Source organism: Flavobacterium rhamnosiphilum (assembly GCF_004349195.1).
GTDB classification, from domain to species: domain Bacteria; phylum Bacteroidota; class Bacteroidia; order Flavobacteriales; family Flavobacteriaceae; genus Flavobacterium; species Flavobacterium rhamnosiphilum.
On record NZ_SMLG01000001.1, the window covers coordinates 716,417 to 737,926 of the forward strand.

Annotated in this window: 20 protein-coding genes; 11 read left to right on the plus strand and 9 right to left on the minus strand. The window is 34.8% G+C overall.

Annotated features, from left to right (window positions below):
* Positions 1–22: 22 nt before the first annotated feature.
* Positions 23–2,602: a multicopper oxidase domain-containing protein gene (locus tag E0I26_RS03135; RefSeq protein ID WP_131915029.1), complete on the plus strand. Its 2,580-nt coding sequence runs from the start codon at positions 23–25 to the stop codon at positions 2,600–2,602.
* Between the two features lie 271 nt (positions 2,603–2,873).
* On the opposite strand, the gene E0I26_RS03140 is transcribed toward E0I26_RS03135, so the two are convergent.
* The 6 genes from E0I26_RS03140 to E0I26_RS03170 form a co-directional block, all read right to left on the minus strand.
* Positions 2,874–3,866 (minus strand): phosphotransferase, encoded by a 993-nt coding sequence (locus E0I26_RS03140; RefSeq protein WP_131915030.1) that lies wholly within the window; start codon positions 3,864–3,866, stop codon positions 2,874–2,876.
* Positions 3,867–3,959: 93 nt separating this feature from the next.
* Positions 3,960–4,394 carry a hypothetical protein gene (locus E0I26_RS03145; protein WP_131915031.1) on the minus strand — a complete coding sequence of 145 codons (435 nt, stop codon included), beginning with the start codon at positions 4,392–4,394 and terminating at the stop codon, positions 3,960–3,962.
* Positions 4,395–4,610: 216 nt separating this feature from the next.
* Positions 4,611–4,871, minus strand: coding sequence for a hypothetical protein (locus E0I26_RS03150; protein ID WP_131915032.1), 261 nt, complete (start codon positions 4,869–4,871; stop codon positions 4,611–4,613).
* A 2-nt stretch (positions 4,872–4,873) separates the two neighbouring features.
* A complete protein-coding gene (locus tag E0I26_RS03155; protein ID WP_131915033.1) occupies positions 4,874–5,401 on the minus strand; it encodes a hypothetical protein in 528 nt (175 codons plus the stop codon).
* A gap of 571 nt (positions 5,402–5,972) precedes the next feature.
* A complete protein-coding gene (locus tag E0I26_RS03165) occupies positions 5,973–6,392 on the minus strand; it encodes a hypothetical protein (protein WP_131915035.1) in 420 nt (139 codons plus the stop codon).
* Positions 6,393–6,642: 250 nt separating this feature from the next.
* A complete protein-coding gene (locus tag E0I26_RS03170) occupies positions 6,643–7,359 on the minus strand; it encodes an SDR family NAD(P)-dependent oxidoreductase (protein WP_131915036.1) in 717 nt (238 codons plus the stop codon).
* A gap of 422 nt (positions 7,360–7,781) precedes the next feature.
* Between E0I26_RS03170 and E0I26_RS03175 the strand changes: the two genes are divergently transcribed.
* From E0I26_RS03175 to serB, 8 genes are all read left to right on the plus strand, one after another.
* Complete coding sequence (locus E0I26_RS03175; protein WP_131915037.1) at positions 7,782–9,107, plus strand: trigger factor; 1,326 nt, start codon at positions 7,782–7,784, stop codon at positions 9,105–9,107.
* A 292-nt stretch (positions 9,108–9,399) separates the two neighbouring features.
* The gene (gene clpP, locus E0I26_RS03180) at positions 9,400–10,074 is read left to right on the plus strand and encodes an ATP-dependent Clp endopeptidase proteolytic subunit ClpP (protein WP_131915038.1); all 675 of its coding nucleotides are present in this window, start codon (positions 9,400–9,402) and stop codon (positions 10,072–10,074) included.
* A gap of 107 nt (positions 10,075–10,181) precedes the next feature.
* Complete coding sequence (gene clpX, locus E0I26_RS03185) at positions 10,182–11,414, plus strand: ATP-dependent Clp protease ATP-binding subunit ClpX (RefSeq protein WP_131915039.1); 1,233 nt, start codon at positions 10,182–10,184, stop codon at positions 11,412–11,414.
* 179 nt (positions 11,415–11,593) lie between these two features.
* Positions 11,594–12,004, plus strand: a complete 411-nt coding sequence (locus tag E0I26_RS03190) for an SRPBCC family protein (protein WP_131915040.1) — start codon at positions 11,594–11,596, stop codon at positions 12,002–12,004.
* Positions 12,005–12,015: 11 nt separating this feature from the next.
* On the plus strand, positions 12,016–12,429 hold the full coding sequence (locus tag E0I26_RS03195) for a VOC family protein (RefSeq protein ID WP_131915041.1): 414 nt from the start codon (positions 12,016–12,018) through the stop codon (positions 12,427–12,429).
* 28 nt (positions 12,430–12,457) lie between these two features.
* Positions 12,458–12,898, plus strand: coding sequence for an SRPBCC family protein (locus tag E0I26_RS03200; RefSeq protein ID WP_131915042.1), 441 nt, complete (start codon positions 12,458–12,460; stop codon positions 12,896–12,898).
* 23 nt (positions 12,899–12,921) lie between these two features.
* Positions 12,922–13,362 (plus strand): VOC family protein, encoded by a 441-nt coding sequence (locus tag E0I26_RS03205; RefSeq protein ID WP_131915043.1) that lies wholly within the window; start codon positions 12,922–12,924, stop codon positions 13,360–13,362.
* A 193-nt stretch (positions 13,363–13,555) separates the two neighbouring features.
* Entirely contained in the window at positions 13,556–14,794 is a 1,239-nt protein-coding gene (gene serB / locus E0I26_RS03210) for a phosphoserine phosphatase SerB (protein WP_131915044.1), read from the plus strand.
* Positions 14,795–14,886: 92 nt separating this feature from the next.
* On the opposite strand, the gene E0I26_RS16435 is transcribed toward serB, so the two are convergent.
* Positions 14,887–15,036, minus strand: a complete 150-nt coding sequence (locus tag E0I26_RS16435; RefSeq protein WP_165929393.1) for a hypothetical protein — start codon at positions 15,034–15,036, stop codon at positions 14,887–14,889.
* Positions 15,037–15,043: 7 nt separating this feature from the next.
* The gene (locus E0I26_RS03215) at positions 15,044–16,570 is read right to left on the minus strand and encodes a GH3 auxin-responsive promoter family protein (RefSeq protein WP_131915148.1); all 1,527 of its coding nucleotides are present in this window, start codon (positions 16,568–16,570) and stop codon (positions 15,044–15,046) included.
* A gap of 257 nt (positions 16,571–16,827) precedes the next feature.
* Between E0I26_RS03215 and E0I26_RS03220 the strand changes: the two genes are divergently transcribed.
* Entirely contained in the window at positions 16,828–17,622 is a 795-nt protein-coding gene (locus tag E0I26_RS03220; protein ID WP_131915045.1) for a DUF2797 domain-containing protein, read from the plus strand.
* A 20-nt stretch (positions 17,623–17,642) separates the two neighbouring features.
* Here E0I26_RS03220 and E0I26_RS03225 read toward each other — a convergent pair whose 3' ends face one another.
* Positions 17,643–18,671, minus strand: a complete 1,029-nt coding sequence (locus E0I26_RS03225; protein ID WP_131915046.1) for a LacI family DNA-binding transcriptional regulator — start codon at positions 18,669–18,671, stop codon at positions 17,643–17,645.
* Between the two features lie 158 nt (positions 18,672–18,829).
* Here E0I26_RS03225 and E0I26_RS03230 point away from each other — a divergent pair, with 158 nt between their 5' ends.
* Complete coding sequence (locus tag E0I26_RS03230) at positions 18,830–21,478, plus strand: TonB-dependent receptor (protein ID WP_235831707.1); 2,649 nt, start codon at positions 18,830–18,832, stop codon at positions 21,476–21,478.
* The last annotated feature ends 32 nt before the right edge of the window (positions 21,479–21,510 follow it).

Below are 21,510 nucleotides of genomic sequence, written 5' to 3' on the forward strand. Positions count from 1 at the left end.
GTTTCTTTGAAAATTAAAAAACATGAAAAGAACTAAATTACTAATTTTATTCCTAGTGCTTATTTCTCCTTTTGCAAAAGCAGAAAATAAAAATGGAAATACCATTTCCAGAAAAGCATCTATTCTTCAAACACAGCCTGTAACGTACACTTGTGTGATGCACCCGGAAATTCATGCGAATAAACCCGGAAAATGTCCCAAATGCGGGATGGATTTAATCAAAGAAAAAGTTAAACCAGTAAAAAAATCAGTTGCCAAAAAACAAGCACCAAAAGCAGTTGTTAAAAAACAAAGACCTGTAAAAGCAAAAGTTGTTCAAGCAAAAGCAGCAAGTGCTGATTTGCATCAAAATCATACAGAAGTTCCCGCAGATAATGCTAAAGTTAAAGAAGAACCAGTAAAAAGAATAGTTAAAAATACCCCTTCAAGAACCGTTCGTTACGATTTATATGTTCGGGATACGATTGTCACTTTTGGCAATACCCCCAAAAGAGCGATTGCGGTAAACGGACAAATCCCGATGCCGACACTCACCTTTACCGAAGGCGATATTGCTGAAATTTATGTACATAATGAGTTGGATGAAGATACGTCGTTGCATTGGCACGGATTGTTTTTGCCCAATAAAGAAGACGGCGTGCCTAATTTGACCCAAATGCCAATCAAACCGCATACCACGCATAAATATACGTTCCCAATTATTCAGCACGGAACGCATTGGTATCACAGTCATACGGGTTTGCAGGAACAAATAGGAATGTACGGTTCCTTTATTATGAATAAAAAATCGGATGATCCTACTTTCAGAAAAGGAATTGATGATTTACCGACGATTCCAATTATTCTGAGCGAATGGACGGATTTGAACCCGAATAATGTTCATCGGATGTTACACAATGCGACAGACTGGTTTGCGATTCAAAAAGGAACTACGCAAAGCTATGCTGAAGCTATAAAAGCGGGACATTTCAAGACAAAAGTCACGAATGAATGGAAACGAATGAATGCCATGGATGTAAGTGATGTGTATTACAATAAATTCCTGATCAACGGGAAAAATGAAAGTCAATTTTCGCAATTTAAAGGAGGCGATAAAGTGAGATTGCGAATTGCGAATGGTGGTGCTTCTACCTATTTTTGGTTGAATTATGCCGGCGGAAAAATCACCGTTGTTGCCAGTGATGGCAATGATGTGGAACCTGTTGCAGTCGATCGATTAATCGTTGCTGTCTCTGAAACGTATGATGTTGTTGTAACGATTCCAGCGGATAAAACGGCATTTGAGTTTTTAGTCACTTCGGAGGACCGGACGAAATCGGCTTCGTTGTATTTAGGAGATGGCATCAAGCAATTGATTTCGCCTTTGCCTAAATTAAAGTATTTTGAGGGCATGAAAATGATGAACGGCATGATAAAAATGAATGGAGATTTAGACGATATGGGCATGCAAATGTCGCTCAACCAAATGGACATGAATGTGGTGATGTATCCTGAAATTACTGGGAGTAGTCAAAAGTCGAAAGTCGAAAGTCAAAAGGAAGAGGAGCATGCCAATCATAATCAGTATGACTCTAATGCACTTTCTGATATTGTCACATTGAACTATGCGATGCTGAAATCACCCACTAAAACGACATTGCCAAAAGACGCACCGGTAAAAGAATTGCGGTTTGAATTGTCAGGAAACATGAATCGGTATGTTTGGAGTCTGGACAATAAAGTAGTTTCGGAAGCTGATAAAATTTTGATAAAGAAAGGCGAAAACGTCCGAATTGTACTCTTCAACGGTTCGATGATGCGCCACCCGATGCATTTGCACGGACATGATTTTAGAGTGCTCAACGGAAAAGAAGCATACGCGCCGCTGAAAAACATCATCGATATTATGCCGATGGAAACCGATACGGTTGAGTTTAATGCGAATGTTAAAGGCGATTGGTTTTTCCATTGTCACATTCTCTATCACATGATGGCTGGAATGGGAAGGGTTTTTAGTTATGAAAATCAAGAGCCAAATCCTTTGATTCCAAATCCAAAATTAGCGCAACGCAAATTATTCGCTGATGACAGAGCCTTTCACGTGATGGCCGAAAATGATTTTGCCACCAATGGAAATGACGGAATGTTGATGATTCAAAACACACGTTGGAGCATTGGTACCGAATGGCGTTTGGGTTACACCAACCATCACGGTTATGAAACCGAAACCCATATTGGACGTTATATCGGGAAAATGCAATGGCTGATGCCGTTCATCGGTTTTGACTGGCGGTATCGAAAAATGGAAATGGGAGAAATGGAAGAGAATCTTTTTGGTCAAACCAATACCAAAGACAATCGCGCTGTTTTCAGTGCTGGAGTCGAATATACGTTACCCATGCTCATCAAAGCACAAGCCGAAGTATTTACCGACGGCAATTTCAGATTGCAATTGGAACGCATGGATATTCCGGTTTCCAAAAGATTGCGCATGAATTTAATGTGGAATACGGACAAAGAATACATGGCGGGTTTGCGGTATATTGTCAAGAGAAATTTTGGAATTACCACGCATTATGACAGTGATATGGGACTTGGTTTTGGATTGAGTTTGAATTATTAATGAATTGAAAATTGAAATTTTAAATCAAATACAAATCTAAAGGTTAAGCTGTTTCAACTGTCACTTCGAGTGATTTTGTACATTAATGCGATAGCTTTAATGTTTAAAATTGTATCGAGAAGCCTTCAAGACGTAAGGGCTCTCGATACTTCGTGAAATTTTTTCTATCGTAAATTATTACTCTTCCGAAGCGTCGGGACGAACTGACGAATCCTTAACTTAATGTCATTGAGCTCATACAAGCGTTTGTGGTTGTTTTGCTTATTCCGTGCTATAGCGTGATTTGTTTCGAATCATTATATTCAATCCAAGATTTCATTCTTCCGATGTACATTTTTAGGTAATTTTCAGTCAAAAATATATTTGACCAATCAAATCGTTGCGATTGTACCCCAAGATAAAAAATCCAAATGGCGGCTCCTGCATCAGGAATCATTTTTATTTCTTCTTCGGATAGCGTTCTTATGCTTTGATAACCCTTTAAAAAACTTTGAACTTTCAGTTCGTATTCGTCTTTATTGCCTTCGATATGGAATAGTTGTTTGCAAAAATAGGCAACATCAAAAATCAACAGGCCGTTTCCACAAAAATCAAAATCAAAAATGGTTGCTTCGTTTTGGTCTTTAACGCTCATATTGTCATACCAAATATCCATATGAACAATTCCTTCTGTGACCTTTGTGAAGTCAATTTTGTCAAAGGTTTTACTGATTTTTTCGCTTTGCTTTTTTATGAATTGCATTTCAGCTATTGACTCTGGAAAATAGTGTTTTGCATATTCATACGGCAATTGAACCAAGGTTTTTACATCGTAATTGATACGATCTATTTTTTTGTTAGCAGTTATCGTATGAATTTTTGCCATAAGCGAACCAATAGAGAAACAAGTCGCTGCGTCCATGAATCGTATTTTTTCTCCTTCGGCAAAGGAGAAAAGTACGGCGTGACGTATTCCTTCCGGTGCGTTTATATCTTGTATGAAATGGCCTTTTTTGTCTGCAATAGGAAAAGAAATGCTAATGTGGTTTTCTTTTAGAAGAAGCAACAGATTGATTTCTTCCTGAATTTGAGTTTTTGAACGCCAGTTGTAAAAGTAAACGCGCAATACATATTTTGTTTTGTCGTCAGCAATAAAATAGGTGTGATTAATCCCTGTTCTAAACAATTGGCAGGTGCAGTTTTCGTTCAGATCGTATTTTTCTGTAACAAATTGTCCTAAGGCTGTGGCTGAAAGTGTCGATGTTGTAACCGGAAAATGTGTCATTTTTTTTAAATTGTGGGTGCGGATTGCAAATCTACATTATCATTTAGATTTGCAAAGTACAATCAATAATAAAATGGTTTAAAGTCTGGAGAGTTAATCAACAGTTCCACATTTAAAAGTGTCATGTTCTATATTTAATTTTTTAAACATCATTTCAAAGTCCTCTATTTTAGTATTATATTCTGTTTTTCCGTATTTAAGATAAATTGTTGTTTTTAAGTCACCTCTGATTATAAATTTCTTTTTATATGGTTTACATTTTCGTCCATAAAATTTCATGTAAATTCTATTATCGACAATGTCTTTAGGATTAATATAAAAAATGTCAATTCCATCAAAATCAGTACAACATTTTGCTTCGATTCTTTTATTGCCAGAGTATATTTCAGTAAATGTTCCAATTAAAGTGTCTTTAGTATTTTTTTCAATGGTTAATAAATCAATTTTAAAGTCCTTTTTTAAGTTTTTAGTTTGCCCAATTACAGATAGACTAAAAAGTATGAATACTATGTAAATAATCTTTTCCATTTCAACTGTTTTACAACATTTATTAGCTTTTATTTTCCTTGTCTCGTCCTGAAAAAAGTTTACATATTTACACTTTTTGCTTATTATTGTGGGCGGGCGCAAAGTCAGAGACATTTGCGCAGCGTATGCGACAAATTTATTCTTTGAATTAACACTTTGCGGAGCTGGGGGGACATATTACAATAGTGACATTTATCCATATCTATTTCCATATTCTTAATTTTGTATGAAAAAAACTTCTTTTAAATCGTTGTAATTTATTGACATTGTCAATCTTAAATCTTTTAGTTCAATAATCATTTTTTGTTCCGTTATTTCTTCTGAAATAATTCTATAACATTCTATTTTTGTATCTTTTGGCAAATTCCACAGCCATTTTTTTGCATTGAATTCAAGTTCAATTATTTTTTCGGTTAAGGTCGCAAATTTTTCTCCTGAAGTTTTGTGAATAAATATTGCATAGTTTTCTTTCTCCATTTTTAATTACAATTTATTATATTTTTATACGATTGGGCACCTTTACTAAAAACCTCATTATCTGGTTTTTCACAAATAAAATCAAAATATTCAATTTCGAACTCTTTTTCGGATTTAGCATTTAATATTTCATCAAATGTTTTGAAAAAAATTACGGGGTCATAATTTGGTTTTGAATAGATTAAGGTTTTTATATTGACATCACTGTCACCTTCATTTAAAACATAACAACGCTCATCTCCAAAAGTTAAGTTCAATCCTTTTTCGGTTGTTTTAGGAAAAATCAACATTTCTGTATGATATTTATCGCAACTTTCTATAACGTATATGTTTGGAAAATAACCAAAAAACATAATTCCTAAGTAAGCCAATATTAAAGCACCTGAAAATACAATGTAATTTGCTTTTTTAGAATTTTCTTTATCATCGACTAATACACCTAATCGATAAAGTAGAAATACAAAGATTGAAATTATTATTATCCAGAAATATATTTTAGAAATTGTCATATTTTTTTGTTTTTTAGTCAATTTTGGCAAAATAGCCGCCAACTCGTTTATATGTGTGATAAAACCTGCGCTGTGCGAAGTCTCCCGACTTCGTACCCATATCTATATGCCGTTAACACTTTACACTCACTATATTATTTGCTCATTATTGTGGGCGCAAAGTCAGAGACGTTTGCGCAGCTTAAACGACAAATTTATTCTTTGAAAGAACACTTAGCGGAGCTGGTGTTTTTATTCGTCACAAATATAATTTCGTGCGATATCAATTGTAGTTTGAGGAACTATTCGTTGTTTCAATTCTTGTATATCATCTTTAAATAAAACTTGTCCAAAAGGCTGCTTCCGTTTTCGAGTAAAATCTTGTTCATTCATTTTATAATCGGATATTATTTTTTCACTAAAAATCGCTTTTCTCAATTGTTTAATTATCGATATTGAGTCCTTCGGCATATTTTACACTGTTAAATTACAGTTTAAATATAAGAAAAATAATACAATTATACTAATCAAACACAAGTTAAATCACTATTAATTAGCGAAATGACTCCTTAACTTAATGACATTGCGCTCGCGCTAGCGGGGGAGCTGGAGTCTATTTTATTGCTTTTTTATAAATTAGAATTTCATTTACTCTAATAAATCTATCATTTACATCTCTCATCCTTTGATTTGGTTTTAGAATTATTAGATTACTATCATTAATTTCAATAACGTCTAAGTTTTCGCATTCTTGGAAAATAGTATCATTCTCACTGATTATTTTATTAGGAATTAATGATATTGTAATTCCTATTCTATTTTCATTTCTATTAAGGTAGAACTTCCCACTTGAGTTTACTCTAAGATCATCACTGCTATATTTTTTAGTGTAATTTCCATCCTTAAAAATAATATCTTCATTATAATTTTGTTCTTGTAAAATCCATTTTCCGTTGTATTTATTTTCTTCAATGGTTTGATTACAACTAACGACAGAAAATAAGAATAGCGAAAAGAACGATAGAATAATCACAATATTTAAATTAATTGGGCGACTTGTATTTATCATATTCAACTCCATTTGTATGTTTTAAGATGAGTCATTTTGAGTTAGGATTTTATTGTATGTCGCCTAACGTTCCCGCGCTCTTGCGATGGTGGGGATAAGTAAGCCTTATTTTCGGTTAAGCACTAATTTTACAAGTACAAAACCGTCTTTAAATTAAGCCTTAAACCCCACTATTGCAAAGCGTGTGTTAGCGGTTCGTTGTTCTTTTCTGTCGTTACATTCTGTCATAAATTGGTCTTGGTATTCGTTTCAAAATTGTCGCAATAAGTCGCCATCTTTTTGTAACATAAACTATTTTCTTTTTCCCATTTATGGCACCAAATATTTGGCGTGTTGCTTTGTCAACTGTTGCTACCCAAAACTGTCCTTCACCTTTTGCCATATCAGTATCTACAAATCCTGGTCTTATGTCTGTTACAAAAATAGGTTGTTTAAGTTTGGTCGCCTTTTGTCTTAATGCTTCTAAATAATTTATTTGAAAGGCTTTTGTTGCATTATACGATGGAGCTTGACGACTACCACGAAGCCCTCCAACAGAACTTATTGCTACTAAATGTCCAAATTTTTGTTTTTCAAATAAATTGAATGCCCAATTTGCAATACAAGTGAAACCTAAAACATTTGTGTCAATGGTTCGTTTTTCAATTTCAAAATCCAAATTGTCGTTAAGGTCGCCTGTTCCTGAACTAATTATTAGCAAGTCAAGTCCACCAAGTTCAGTTTTTAATTCGTCCAATTTTTCAACAGCTATTTTTATGTCTGTAATGTCAAATGTTTTAATAAAATACGAATTTGGTTTTTCTGATTTCAGTTTTTCAAGAAGTTCAGTTCGTCTTCCCGTAATTCCAACTACATAATTATTGTCTGACAACAATTTAGCAAGTCCTTTTCCAATTCCCGATGTCGCACCAATTATTATTGCTTTTTTCATTCTGTATGTTGTTCGTTTTTCTGTCGCTCTACAATGACCGCTAACTAGTATATACTACTGACGATTTCAGACTTATCCACCCTAAATTGGGCTGCTTTGTCTGACAAGCGTCAGTGTTTACTTGATTTCAAATATATAATAATTATCTTATAATTATAAAAGTAAATTTATATTGTTGAATACCACAGCCCGCGTGAAGGATGGAAGTGAAAATCCTTTTATGAAGCGAAGCGCAATAAAAGATTGCAACGAACAGCCTGACCCGTAGTTTTTACGGAGGGGCACGCCCAAATTATTTTCCTTTTCTAACCTCTGATTTTGTCAAATAACTGCCTAAAATTCAAAATGGTAAAATACTTGTTTGGGTTGCAAAAATTTTATAATTTTGCAACCCAATTTTATTATGTAAATTAAAGAAGAAGATGGATATCAAAAGAGTAGCAATAGACGCTGTGAATGAAACAATTGTAATGACTGTTGTTCACATGGATTACAAAGGACAAGTTGCAAAAAGAATAAACGAAAAAATGCCTTTGGCAACTGTTAAGGGATTTAGAAAAGGAGCGGTGCCTAAAGATCTTGTTGAAAAACAATACGGTAAAGCGATCAAACAAGAAGAAGTTCAGAAAGTAGTTGATTTGGCTTTGGAGCGTTTCGTACAATCGGAAAGATTAAACCTTCTTGGAACGCCACTTGCTAAAGTAAACGAAGATTTTTCTTGGGATGCTGAAGAATTGGTTTTTGAATATGAAATTGGTTTAGTGCCAAACTTCACTTTAGACTTAGATGCAAAAAATGACATTGTAAAATATGTGGTTACTGCTGATGCTAAATTGATCGACGGTCAAGTGGAAAGAATCCAAAAACAATTTGGAACTGCAATTCCTCAAGAGGTTGTTGCTGCAGATTCAGATGTAACAGGAACATTCACAAATGAAGAAAAAGGAATTAATAACGCTACAACTATTGCTTTGGATCTTTTCAAAGATAAAGCGACTTGGGATAAATTCATCGGTAAAAAAGTGGGTGATGTAGTGACTGTAAATACGAAAGGTTTATTTGAAGACGATCATCAATTGATGGACGTGATGAAAGTAAGTCATGATGACGTTCACGGTTTAGATGTTGATGTAGCTTTCACAATCGAAGCGATCAACACTGCTGAATTAGCGGAATTAAACCAAGAATTGTTTGATAAGCTTTTTGGAGCTGGAACTGTTTCTTCACTAGAAGAATTGAAAGCGAAAATCAAAGAAGATGCTGAAAATCAATTTGCACAACAAGCGGATCAAAAATTATTAGGTGATGTTACTGAGTTCTTAATCGAAAGCACAAAATTTGATTTACCTTCTGAATTCTTGAAAAAATGGTTGCAAACTGTTGGTGAGAAAAAATTATCTCCTGAAGAAGCTGAAGTAGAATATGCACGTTCTGAAAAAGGATTGCGTTTTCAATTGATCGAAGGTAGAGCAATGGCGCAAAGTGATATCAAAATCACTTTCGAAGATTTGAAAACATTCACTACAAAAAATATCCGTCAACAAATGGCGCAGTTTGGGCAAACAAATCCTACTGACGAAGAAGTTCAAGGAATTGTGGCTAGAGTTTTGTCAAACCAAGACGAAGTAAAAAGACTTTCGGACCAAGTTGTTGCTGAAAAATTATTGGAATTGTTCAAAGAGAAAGCAAATCCTACAACTAAAGAAGTAACTTACGAAGAATTTATTGCCGCTTCATACGGAGAATAATTTCTAAAAAAATAAGTATATTTGAGCGTCAAAAGAATAATTTTTTTGGCGCTCTTTTATTTGAATTAATATAAGGAGCCAATCCAGCTGTACGTTACAAGTTTTTTCTTTCGTTTAAGTTTTTTAAATTCCTGCAAGAGCTTCTTTCAGTCGCTTTGCAAGAATAAAAAAACTAAAAAACGGAATTCAAAAAGCTTTTCACTGCTATCTGGGCTAAAAAAAGCAAGAGATAAGATTTGAGTTCCAACACAAACTCATAACTCATAACTCATAACTCATAACTTAAAAAAAAATGAACTACGGTAAAGAATTCAAAAAATTTGCTACAAAGCATCAAGGAGTAAACTCCATGTATTACGATAAAATCGTAGGCGCAATGACTCCTAAAAACATGACTCCGTATATCATCGAAGAACGTCAGTTGAATATTTCACAATTAGACGTTTTCTCCAGGCTGATGATGGACAGAATTATATTCCTTGGAACAGGAATTGACGATCAAATCGCAAACATCGTTCAGGCACAATTATTGTTCCTTGAAAGCGCCGATGCTTCTAAGGATATTCAGATTTATTTGAATTCTCCGGGAGGAAGCGTTTACGCAGGATTGGGAATTTATGACACGATGCAATACATCAAACCGGATGTAGCAACTATTTGTACCGGAATGGCAGCTTCTATGGGAGCGGTGTTGTTATGTGCAGGAGCATCTGGAAAGCGTTCGGCTTTGCCACATTCAAGAGTAATGATTCACCAACCATCAGGCGGAGCGCAAGGAGTTGCAACAGATATGGAAATCAACTTACGTGAAATGTTGAAACTGAAAGATGAGTTATACAAAATTATCTCTCACCACTCCGGACAAACTTTCGAGAAAGTGCACGGTGATAGCGAGCGTGATTATTGGATGATTGCCGAAGAAGCAAAAGCATACGGAATGATTGATGAAGTTTTAATAAGAGGATAAATAAGTGTTCAGTGTTCATGTTTTTAGTGTTCAGTTTTTAGGAAGTTCTTCTATTTATAAACTGAGCAACTGATTACTAAATACTGATTACTGATTACTAAAAAAAAATGGCAAAAGTAGTATTAGAGTGTTCGTTTTGTGGAAGAAAGAAGCCAGAAACCAATTTATTGATTGCTGGTATCAATGCACATATTTGTGATAAATGTATCGAACAGGCACACGGAATTGTTTTAGAAGAATTAAAATCAGGCGGAAGTTCAAAACTGGTTGGAGATTTGATTTTGAAGAAACCAAAAGAAATCAGAGCGTTCTTGGATCAGTATGTAATTGGACAGGACCAAACTAAAAAAGTAATGTCCGTTGCGGTTTACAATCACTACAAACGTTTGATGCAACAACAATTGGACGATGAAGTTGAGATTGAAAAAAGTAACATCATCATGGTGGGACAAACAGGGACAGGAAAAACATTGGTGGCTAAAACCATTGCGAAAATGTTGGATGTGCCTTTGGCTATTGTTGATGCGACAGTTCTTACGGAAGCAGGTTATGTGGGAGAAGATGTCGAAAGTATTTTGACTCGTCTACTACAAGCTGCTGATTATGATGTTGCCAAAGCGGAACGCGGAATTGTATTCATAGACGAAATAGATAAAATTGCTCGTAAAAGTGATAATCCGTCTATTACACGTGACGTTTCCGGTGAAGGTGTACAACAAGCTTTATTGAAATTATTGGAAGGAACTGTTGTGAATGTACCACCAAAAGGAGGACGCAAGCACCCAGACCAAAAATTCGTTGAGGTAAATACACAAAACATTTTGTTTATTGCCGGTGGTGCTTTTGATGGAATCGAAAGAATTATTTCAAAACGATTGAACCGTCAAGCCGTGGGTTATTCTACTTCAAAAAATGTAGATAACATTGATAAAGACAATTTGTTGCAATACATTATCCCAAAAGATATCAAAGATTTTGGATTGATTCCGGAGATTATTGGTCGTTTGCCCGTGTTGACACACATGGATCCTTTAGACAGAGAAACCTTGCGTGCGATTTTGACACAACCTAAAAATGCGTTAATCAAGCAATACGAGAAATTATTTTTGATGGACGACGTAGAATTCACCATTACAAATGAAGCGTTGGATTTTATTGTTGATAAAGCGTTAGAATATAAATTAGGAGCTCGTGGATTGCGTTCTTTATGCGAAGCCATCTTAACTGATGCGATGTATGAATTGCCAAGTTCTGATACTAAAATATTAGAAATTGACAGAGAGTATGCGAAAGAAACGTTGAATAAAAATTTATTGAAACGTTTGGAAATTGCATCGTAATTTGAGTTCTCGAAAAGATTAATCTTTTCTAAAAATAGTAAACCTGTTCATTCCATTGAGCAGGTTTTTTTATGGATTATTGCTAGCTTTTTTTTAATTATATTTTTCATGTATTTATATGTGGCTGATTTTAAATAATTTGTAAATTTATAGCTGAAAATTTAAAAAAGAAACTTGAAATGATAACGGTACAAAGTACAATAAACGCTTCAATTGAAAAAGTCTGGGAATTATGGACTGCTCCGGAACATGTCATGAAGTGGAATAATGCCTCTGAAGATTGGCATACTCCTTTTGCGGAAAATGACTTGAAAATTGGAGGAAAGTTCAAATACACCATGGCTTCAAAAGACGGTAAAATGCGTTTTGATTTTGAAGGAATTTATACTAATGTAGTGGATTCTTCTTTAATAGAATACGAAATGGCAGATGGGAGAAAGGTGAAAATTGTTTTTGAAAGTCAAGAGAATGGCGTCGTACTTACAGAACAATTTGACCCAGAAACAGAAAATACCGAAGCATTGCAACAACAAGGCTGGCAGGCAATTTTGGATAACTTTAAAAAATATGTTGAAAATTCAACCCTTTAAAAACAAACAAAATGACAAAGCAAATATGGCTTAATTTACCGGTAAAAGAGGTGGCGAGATCAAAAGAATTTTTCGCTAAAATAGGTTTTTCTTTTAATGAACAATACGCTACTCCGCAATCAACATGCCTGTCAGTTGGAGCTTCTAATTTTGCGGTGATGCTTTTTGAGGAATCGATGTTTGAAGGTTTTGTTCAAAATAAAATTACAGATACGCAATCAAGTTCCGAACTATTAATTTCAATTGATGCAGAAAGCAGAGAAGAAGTGGATGAATTTGCAAAGAAAGTAGAAGAAGCCGGAGGTACAGTTTTTGCTAAACCTGCAGAAATTCAAGGTTGGATGTACGGTTGTGGTTTTGCAGATTTAGACGGACATCGCTGGAATATGTTATATATGGATTTTAGTAAAGTACCAAAACAGTAGGGTTTAAGTTAATCTAAAAAAACACAAAATGACAACACTGGAATTTAAAATTGAGATCAATGCTCCAAAAGAAAAAGTTTGGGACGTTTTATGGAATGAAGAAACATACAAACAATGGACGTCCGTTTTTTGTGAAGGGACTTATGCGGTAAGCGATTGGAAAGAAGGCAGTAAAATTCATTTTTTATCTCCAAATGGAGACGGAATGAACAGTGTTATTTACAAGAAAAATGATAATGAATACATGGCTTTTAAACATTTGAGTGAAATTAAAAACTTTAAGGAAATGCCTGTTGATGATGCCACTCAAGAATGGACAGGTGCTATGGAAACCTATCGGTTAACCGAAAATAATGGTCTGACTGTTTTAGCCGTTAAAATGGATTCAGTCGAAAAGTATGTCGATTATTTCAAAACCACATTTCCAAAAGGGTTAGATATGCTAAAGAAACTTTCAGAAGAAAAATAAAATATTAATTTAAAATTACAATCATGGCGTCAATTAATCCGTACTTAGTTTTTAATGGAAATTGCGAAGAAGCATTTCTATTTTATCAATCTGTATTTGGTGGAGCATTCTCTTATATTGGCAGATTCAAAGACATACCGCCAAATACCGAAGGATGCGAATCTGGTTCTGAAGAAGATAGTGAAAAAATCATGCACGTTAGTTTACCAATCGGCAAAGGAGCAATCTTGATGGGAAGTGACAACAATTCGTCAAGTAAAGAGGTGGTATTTGGTCAAAATATTTCTGTTTCAATCAACACCGAAAGCAAAGAAGAAGCCGATAAATTGTTTAACGGACTTTCGGCTGGAGGAAGGGTCACGATGCCAATGAGTCAAACATTCTGGGGTGCTTATTTTGGAATGTTTACGGATAAATTTGGGATTAATTGGATGGTGAATTTTGATGAAAACGAGAAAAAATAATTAGCATTAAAACAAATCCTGATTTGCTCGTGGATTGCGTTTTTCTCAAAAATACAAACCTGTTCATTGATTTGAGCAGGTTTTTTTATGGTTAATTTAAACTATTTGTTATTGTTTAAAAAAAGGAACATTATTTTTTTTTATCAACGCCAGATTGCCGATTTTTGTCCATTCTAAATCAAATAATTATAACATGCAAGTAGAAGATAAAGAGGTTATTTTATTAAAAGTTTCTGGTCAGGATAAACCTGGGGTAACTGCTGGTTTAACATCCATTTTGGCCACTTATGATGCCATTATTTTAGATATTGGACAGGCAGATATTCATGATACCCTTTCTTTAGGCATTTTATTTGAAATAAAAGCGGGTTCTTCTTCCGGACCTGTTTTAAAAGATTTATTGTTTAAAGCATATGAATTGGGGGTTAAAGTTAAGTTTATTCCAATTTCTATTGCTGATTACGAAATTTGGGTAAAAGCGCAACGCAAACAACGCTATATCATAAATGTTTTGGGAGAAACATTAACGGCTGTACAATTAGCGGCTGTGACCAGAATATTATCGAACCAAAATTTGAATATTGACGCTATTAAAAGATTAACGGGCAGGGTTTCTATTATTGAAAAAGAAGAATTTCCTCGTTCTTGCGTACAATTATCTGTGACGGGTAATATTGTCGATAAAACGTTGATGACGGCCAGTTTCATGGAAATTTCCAGAACTTTAGATGTGGATATTTCTTTTCAAGAAGACAATATGTATCGAAGAAACAGACGTTTGGTGTGTTTTGATATGGATTCTACCTTAATTCAAACAGAAGTAATTGATGAATTAGCTGAATTAGCGGGTGTGGGTGAGCAAGTAAGAGCCATAACTGAGTCGGCTATGAATGGCGAAATAGATTTTAGTGAAAGCTTCAAACAGCGTATGGCTTTGTTAGAAGGCTTGAGCGAAGACGTGCTGCAAACAGTTGCTGAAAATCTGCCCATAACAAAAGGAGCCCATCGCTTGATGAAGGCCTTGAAGTATTACGGATATAAAACCGCTATTTTATCAGGAGGCTTTACCTTTTTTGGAAAATACTTGCAAAAGGAACTAGGTATTGATTATGTTCATGCCAATGAATTGGAAATTAAAGACGGTAAATTGACTGGTAATTATCTCGGTGAGATTGTCGATGGTCAAAAGAAAGCAGAATATCTAAAAGCTATTGCAGAAAAAGAAGGCATTCACATCAACCAAACTATTGCTGTAGGTGATGGTGCCAATGATTTGCCAATGTTGAATTTGGCAGGTTTAGGAATTGCTTTTCATGCCAAACCAACGGTAAAAGAAAATGCAGCTACTTCAATCTCCAGCCTGGGTCTCGACGGTGTTTTATACCTCTTAGGCTACCACGACAGGCATATTGATATGATGGAGGAGGAGTAAAAGTGCATAATAATAATAATAATAATAATAATAATAATAATAATAATAATAAAATAGGCTGTCCCTAAATTACTTTTCGGACAGCCTATTTTTTATACTTTAGCGGTAAACACTTTTTCAGGTTTTTCCAATGTTTGTTTTTCGGGAGATTTACAAATTCCTCTTGCACCACAACTCATACGGTGCGGTCCGCAGGAATTTAGAAAAAATAATGCCATCAGGATGTAAAATATATTTTTCATCTTTAGTCTACTGTATTATCTCAAACTGCATGCTTTTCAGTTGTTCCAAATAATCCCTTTGGTTAGAAAGTCTTGGAATTTTGTGTTGTCCACCCAATTTGTCTTTGTCTTTTAGCCAATCATAAAACAAATTTTTACGGGCTACATTTATTACTAACGGGTTTAACGTCATGTTGTTGTAGCGCTTTGCTTCATAATCTGAATTTAAAGATTGTATGGATTCATCTAATGCTTTCTGGAATTGAGATAGATCGGCCGGATTGTCTTTGAATTCGATCATCCATTCGTGAGCACCTTTTTCTTTACCTTCCATAAATATAGGGGCAACGGTATAATCGACTACTTCCGTTTGCGTCATTTTACACGCTTTGGCAATAGCCTGATCCGTATTTTCGACCATCAATTCTTCGCCAAAAACATTAATGTGATGTTTGGTTCTTCCCGTAACCCTAATTCGGTACGGATTCAATGAGGTGAAACGAACGGTATCACCTATCAAATAACGCCATAAACCGGAATTGGTAGTGATCACCAAAGCATAATTTTTGAAAAGTTCTACATCTGCCAATCGAATCGTTTTTTGGTCTGGTGTTCCAAAAGTATCCATTGGAATAAATTCATAGAAAATTCCGTAATCCAGCATCAATAATAAATCACTGGAATAATTTAAATCCTGAATAGCAAAAAAGCCTTCGGAAGCATTGTATATTTCGTAATATTTAAACTCTTTTTTCGGAAGTATTTTTTTGTACTGGTCTCGGTAGGGTTCGAAATTTACACCTCCGTGAAAGTAGACTTCCAAATTAGGCCAAAGTTCAAATAAATTTCCTTTTCCGGTTTCTTCCAGCATTTTATTCATTAAAACTAACATCCAAGAAGGAACTCCGGCAAAACTGGTTACATTTTCATTTTTTGTTTCGTTTATAATCGCAGCAATTTTTGTTTCCCATTCGCTCATAAGGGAAATTTTGTTGCTTGGCGTACTGCTGAATTCAGCCCAAATAGGCATATTTTCAATTAATATGGCAGATAAATCTCCAAAGAACGTATTGTTGTCTTCATAGATTTGGGAACTTCCGCCAAGACGCAGACTTTTTCCAAGAAAAAGTTCTGAATCTTCGTTGTTATTTAAATACAAACACAACAAATCCTTGCTTCCTTTATAATGACAATCTTCCAGTGCTTCATTGCTCACTGGAATAAATTTACTTTTAGCATTTGTTGTTCCGCTTGATTTGGCAAACCATTTTATAGGTGTTTCCCAAAAAACATTTTGTTCTCCTTTGCGGGTTCTTTCAATCAGTGGCTGTAATTCTTCGTAGGTTGAAATAGGAATCCTTTCGGAAAAAGCCGCGTAGGAATGTATCGAAGCATAATCATATTCTTTGCCTAAAGCAGTATTTTTGGATGACTGAATTAAATTCATAAGCAATTCTTCCTGAACCTCATTTGGATATTTTAGGAAAAGTTCGATCTGATGGATTCTTTGTTTTAGAACCCAGGAGGCAAACGAATTGATTATGGTTAAAGGCATATAGATTTCAGATTGTTGATTAACGATTTTAAATTTCATATTTTTTCCTATTGGAAAAAGGCTGAAATTTAAGATTTGAATATCGATTGACAAATACTAACTTTGTCAAAGTATCAAAAATAGTGTTTTTTTATAAAAAACAATTCTATATTATAGTAAAGATTTCAACTCAGAAATGAATTCTAATAATATGAATTCTAAAATTTGCACTGCTAAATCTAAAATCAGAAATCGTTAATCAACAATCTAAAATCACAATGACATACGAAGGTGTACTTGTAAAAATGCAAACCGAATTTGGAAACCCAATTCAATATTATTTGGTTTTTGAAAATAGCTTTTTAAACGTGAATCAATTGCTAAACAAAAGCCTTGAAATTAATTTCGTAGGGTATCAATGTTTGAATTGTGGAAAGAAGAAAAAAATATTCCGACAAGGGTTTTGTTATGATTGTTTCTATTCTAGTGCTGCTGTTGGGGATTGGATCATGAAACCGGAGTTAAGTACTGCCCATCTTGGAATTCAGGATAGAGATTTGGCTTATGAAGAAAAAGTACAATTGCAACCGCATATTGTGTATTTGGCTTTGTCGAGTGAAGTAAAAGTAGGAGTGACCAGAAAAACCCAAGTGCCTACACGATGGATCGATCAAGGAGCAACACAAGCCATTTCGATTGTGGAAGTTCCTAATCGTTACTTGGCCGGAATTACAGAGGTAGCCTTGAAAAATCATTATGCCGATAAAACCAATTGGCGGAAAATGTTAACCAACAATGTAGAACAAATTGACTTAATTGCAGAACGATTGAAAGTGGAGGATTTAATTCCTGCCGAAGCTAAGGAGTATTTCTATTCGCAAAAAAATGATTTGTATGAGATGCATTATCCTGTTTTACAATACCCAAATAAAGTAAACAGTTTAAGCTTGGATAAAACACCTCAATTTCAAGGAAAACTAACGGGTATAAAAGGGCAGTATTTATTGTTTGAGGATGGAACTGTTTTTAATATTCGTGGTTCTGAGGGCTATGTGGTAAGAGTTGAGGTGTAAAAATTTGTGTGCAGAAATGTTTAACTTCTTAGAGTAGACTCCCTCTCGATAATGTGTGTAGGGAGTTCAATAGTTTGATGCGTAACGGGAAGGTGTTCTTTAATTTGCGCTATTTCATTTATCAAAATAGAGGCGGCGCGTTGACCAATATCATAACCAGGCTGGTCAATCGTTGTGAGTTTTGGAGAAATTACGGTTGACATAAACCAATTGCTGAAACCAAAAACAGCAATTTGTTCCGGGATTTTGATTTGTATTTCGTTAAGGTATTTTATAATTCCGATAGCAACCAAATCAGTGACAGCAAAAACGGCATCGACATCTTTATGGTCATTAACCAGTTTTTGGGCATTGGCATAACCATCTTCAAAATCGGCGTTGTGATCGCATAAATAAACCAGCGAAGGATCATAAGGAATATTGTGGTCTTCCAGTGCTTTTTTATATCCTAAAAAACGATCAATTGAATTTTGAGGCGTATAAGAACCTCTAAAATGGGCAATTTTTTTATATCCTTTTTCTATTAAATAAGTAACGGCATCATAAGCTGCTTTTCGGTCATTAATGACCACTTTGGAGCAATTTACCAGTTTAGCAATTTTATCAAACAATACTACGGGAGTGTTCTTTTTTATGGCTTCATTAATATGAGAGAAATCGTCTGTCTCATTTGATAGCGAAATCAAAATGCCATCAACTCTTTTTTGTAACAGCAATGCAATTTGCTTTTTCTCTAGCTCATATTTTTCATTTGATTGCAAAATGATAACGAGATATTCTCTGTTTTCGGCTTCGTCTAAAATACCGTTCAAAACACTTGAAAAAAAATGATGCACCATAGTAGGAATAATTACCCCAATGGTTTTGGTTTCGTTTGTCCTAAGGTTTACTGCATTGACATTGGGTTTGTAATTCATAGAAGTTACCATTTCAAGAACTTTTGCTCGAGTGGTTTCACTAACATCAGTATATCCTTTTAATGCTTTTGAGACCGTAGTGACAGAAATTCCTAAGGCTGTTGCAATATCAATAAGTCTGGTATCATTCATAATAATAAATGTAATAAAACTAATTGATAATTAGTTAAATTTATTCGTCGAAAACGTTTTCGGTAAAATCGAAAACGTTTTCGGTAAAAAATCAGCATCTACCTAACTAAATAGGCTCTAGTTTTACCCCACAATTAACTAACCAAATAACAAATATCATGAAACAGTTCAATTATCACCCAGTTGCATTATTTTTAATGCTGCTGGTGTTTATTCTTCCAACAATGGCTTTTTCACAGGAAAAAAGCAGTATTTCTGGACAAGTATCCGACGAGAACGGGCAAACCATCCCAGGTGCAAATGTCATTATTCAAGGAACTTCAAAAGCGGTGAGTACGGATGCTGACGGAAAATATACATTTTTAAATCTTTCTGCAGGAAGTTATACTATTCTTGTAACAAACATTGGATACAAATCAACTCAAAAGAATGTTTCTGTTAAGGAAGGCGAAAATCTAACGGTGGATTTTCGCATCGAAGCTGAGTCGCAAAGCTTGAAAGAAGTGGTTGTCACCGGTTCATCAAGCCCAAGATCAAAATTAGAATCAAGTATTGCAATTACGACTATGGGAGCTAAAGCAATCGAGGATAGAGCGCCAATTAGTACAGCAGCTATTCTTCAAACCATTCCTGGTTTTGTTGTTGAAACATCGGGTGGAGAAGTGGGTAACAACCTTTTTGCAAGAGGAATTCCATCAGCTGGAGCATATGAATATGTACAAATTCAGGAAGACGGTTTACCAGTTTTTGAAGACGGTGCTTTGCAGTTTGCCAATGCTGATAACTGGTATAGACTTGATGAAACTGTTAGTAAAATGGAAGCCGTTCGTGGTGGTTCAGCATCTATTTTTGCATCGAATGCTCCAGGGGGAATTATCAATTTTATTTCAAAAACGGGACAAAATGATTTTCAAGGAAGAGCGAAACTTACCGTTGGAGATTATGGTTTATTCAGAACAGATCTTAATTTAAGCGGAGCATTAGTTCAAGATAAATTGTTCTTTAATGTTGGTGGATTTTACAGAGTCGATGATGGAATCAGAAAAACTGGTTTTACAGCAAACAAAGGTGGACAAGTAAAAATGAATTTGACTTATAAGTTTGATGATGGAGGTTATTTGAGATTAAACTATAAGAAACTAGATGACAGAAATACATTCTATTTGCCAATTCCATTAAAAAGTAACAATGGAAAAGTCGAAGGAATAGATGGATTTGATCCCAATTACGGTACTTTGACTTCTGCAAATTTCTCGCATTTAAGTGTGCCACAATACGGTGGAGGAACCTTTAATGCCGATTTAGAAGATGGTGTACATCCAGTTGTTGATGCTATTGGAGCCGAATTCAAAAAGAAAGTTTCGGAGAAAGTTACCTTAAAAAATGCATTCAGAAGCACTAAAATAGATTTGAATTACAATGCTATTTTCAGCACCGGTGGGCCTTGGTCACAAACAGCTTACGCAACAGATGTGCAAGGATTAGCTCCTGCAGATACTGGAAACTTGAGTTATACTTATGTAGACAACGATGCGGCATTAAATGCAAATTCATTGATTATGAGAGCCGATCATTGGTACATTCACAAACAAATGGAGAATTTTGCCAATAATCTATCTTTCGGTTTCGATTTGAAGCCTGTTAATCTTACTGTTGGCTACTATTATTCAAATTGGAAATCAAATCAATACTGGAACTGGAGTAACTATTTGGTAGATGTTACCGACAATCCAAGATTGGTAAATGTAAATAATACGGCAACTGGAATATCCCATACTTGGAATGGAATCGAAAGAATTACTTGGCTTGAAAGAGATGCACAAACCAAAGGGAAATTAAATGATGTTTATGTAGATGCCGAAATTCAGGCAACGGATAAATTGACATTTAATGTGGGTTTAAGATATGATAAAAACCAATATTCAGGATATAGGGACAATGCTCGTTTCTTTGCCGAAAATCTAGGTGTTTTAGATAATAATACTGCCGATGACGCCGTAACTACAATTCAGGGAAATCCTTATACGTATTGGAAATATGATGTAAGTGAGATCTCTTATACCGGAGCAGGAAATTATAAGTTTAATGATAATATGGCATCTTATTTAAGATACAGCCACGGTTTTAGATCGCCAATTGAGGAATCTTTTTATGACAATGCAAATGATTTAAGTAAACTGGAAAACACTTTTGTCAATCAATTGGAGTTGGGTTATAAATATGCAAATTCGTTTCTTTCGGTGAATGCCAATTTGTTTCACATGAATTTAAAAAATGTTGCCTTTACAGACATATTAGCCGATGGGTCGTCTGAAAATAAATTTGCTGATGTAAACAATTTAGGTTTAGAAGTAGAAACAAATGTAAAATATAAAATGACGAGATTGAACTTTAACTTTACTGTTCAAAACCCGGAATATGATAATTTTACCGGTACAAATGCTGATGGAAGCACTTTTGATTACAACGGAAATGCTGCCCGTCGAATCCCTAAATTCTTCTGTGCCGTAAGACCGGAAGTTGATATTACGAAGAGATTAACCGCCTATGTTCAATATTCTTATTTTGACAAAAAATACACCAACCAAGATAACAAACAAGTTTTACCTGCTTTCAAGGAAGTTGGTGCGGGTCTAAATTACAAAGTAAATAATTTACGATTTGCCCTTGATGGTTCCAATCTGTTTAATGAAATTGGTTTAACCGAAGGGAATCCTAGACAGACAACATCATCTGCTAGCGATGTGTTTTTGGCAAGACCTATTTTAGGACGTGCTTTCAGATTCTCTGTAGCAATTAACTTTTAGTTTTGTATTAATTAGTTCAGCCAAATGTTGTT

What these genes read in the sequence shown, in the direction of transcription:
- E0I26_RS03135 (WP_131915029.1), top strand. Translation starts at nt 23, where the DNA reads ATGAAAAGAACTAAATTACTAATTTTATTCCTAGTGCTTATTTCTCCT.
- E0I26_RS03140 (WP_131915030.1), bottom strand. Translation starts at nt 3,866, where the DNA reads ATGACACATTTTCCGGTTACAACATCGACACTTTCAGCCACAGCCTTA.
- E0I26_RS03145 (WP_131915031.1), bottom strand. Translation starts at nt 4,394, where the DNA reads ATGGAAAAGATTATTTACATAGTATTCATACTTTTTAGTCTATCTGTA.
- E0I26_RS03150 (WP_131915032.1), bottom strand. Translation starts at nt 4,871, where the DNA reads ATGGAGAAAGAAAACTATGCAATATTTATTCACAAAACTTCAGGAGAA.
- E0I26_RS03170 (WP_131915036.1), bottom strand. Translation starts at nt 7,359, where the DNA reads ATGAAAAAAGCAATAATAATTGGTGCGACATCGGGAATTGGAAAAGGA.
- E0I26_RS03175 (WP_131915037.1), top strand. Translation starts at nt 7,782, where the DNA reads ATGGATATCAAAAGAGTAGCAATAGACGCTGTGAATGAAACAATTGTA.
- clpP (WP_131915038.1), top strand. Translation starts at nt 9,400, where the DNA reads ATGAACTACGGTAAAGAATTCAAAAAATTTGCTACAAAGCATCAAGGA.
- clpX (WP_131915039.1), top strand. Translation starts at nt 10,182, where the DNA reads ATGGCAAAAGTAGTATTAGAGTGTTCGTTTTGTGGAAGAAAGAAGCCA.
- E0I26_RS03190 (WP_131915040.1), top strand. Translation starts at nt 11,594, where the DNA reads ATGATAACGGTACAAAGTACAATAAACGCTTCAATTGAAAAAGTCTGG.
- E0I26_RS03195 (WP_131915041.1), top strand. Translation starts at nt 12,016, where the DNA reads ATGACAAAGCAAATATGGCTTAATTTACCGGTAAAAGAGGTGGCGAGA.
- E0I26_RS03200 (WP_131915042.1), top strand. Translation starts at nt 12,458, where the DNA reads ATGACAACACTGGAATTTAAAATTGAGATCAATGCTCCAAAAGAAAAA.
- E0I26_RS03205 (WP_131915043.1), top strand. Translation starts at nt 12,922, where the DNA reads ATGGCGTCAATTAATCCGTACTTAGTTTTTAATGGAAATTGCGAAGAA.
- serB (WP_131915044.1), top strand. Translation starts at nt 13,556, where the DNA reads ATGCAAGTAGAAGATAAAGAGGTTATTTTATTAAAAGTTTCTGGTCAG.
- E0I26_RS16435 (WP_165929393.1), bottom strand. Translation starts at nt 15,036, where the DNA reads ATGAAAAATATATTTTACATCCTGATGGCATTATTTTTTCTAAATTCC.
- E0I26_RS03215 (WP_131915148.1), bottom strand. Translation starts at nt 16,570, where the DNA reads ATGCCTTTAACCATAATCAATTCGTTTGCCTCCTGGGTTCTAAAACAA.
- E0I26_RS03220 (WP_131915045.1), top strand. Translation starts at nt 16,828, where the DNA reads ATGACATACGAAGGTGTACTTGTAAAAATGCAAACCGAATTTGGAAAC.
- E0I26_RS03225 (WP_131915046.1), bottom strand. Translation starts at nt 18,671, where the DNA reads ATGAATGATACCAGACTTATTGATATTGCAACAGCCTTAGGAATTTCT.
- E0I26_RS03230 (WP_235831707.1), top strand. Translation starts at nt 18,830, where the DNA reads ATGAAACAGTTCAATTATCACCCAGTTGCATTATTTTTAATGCTGCTG.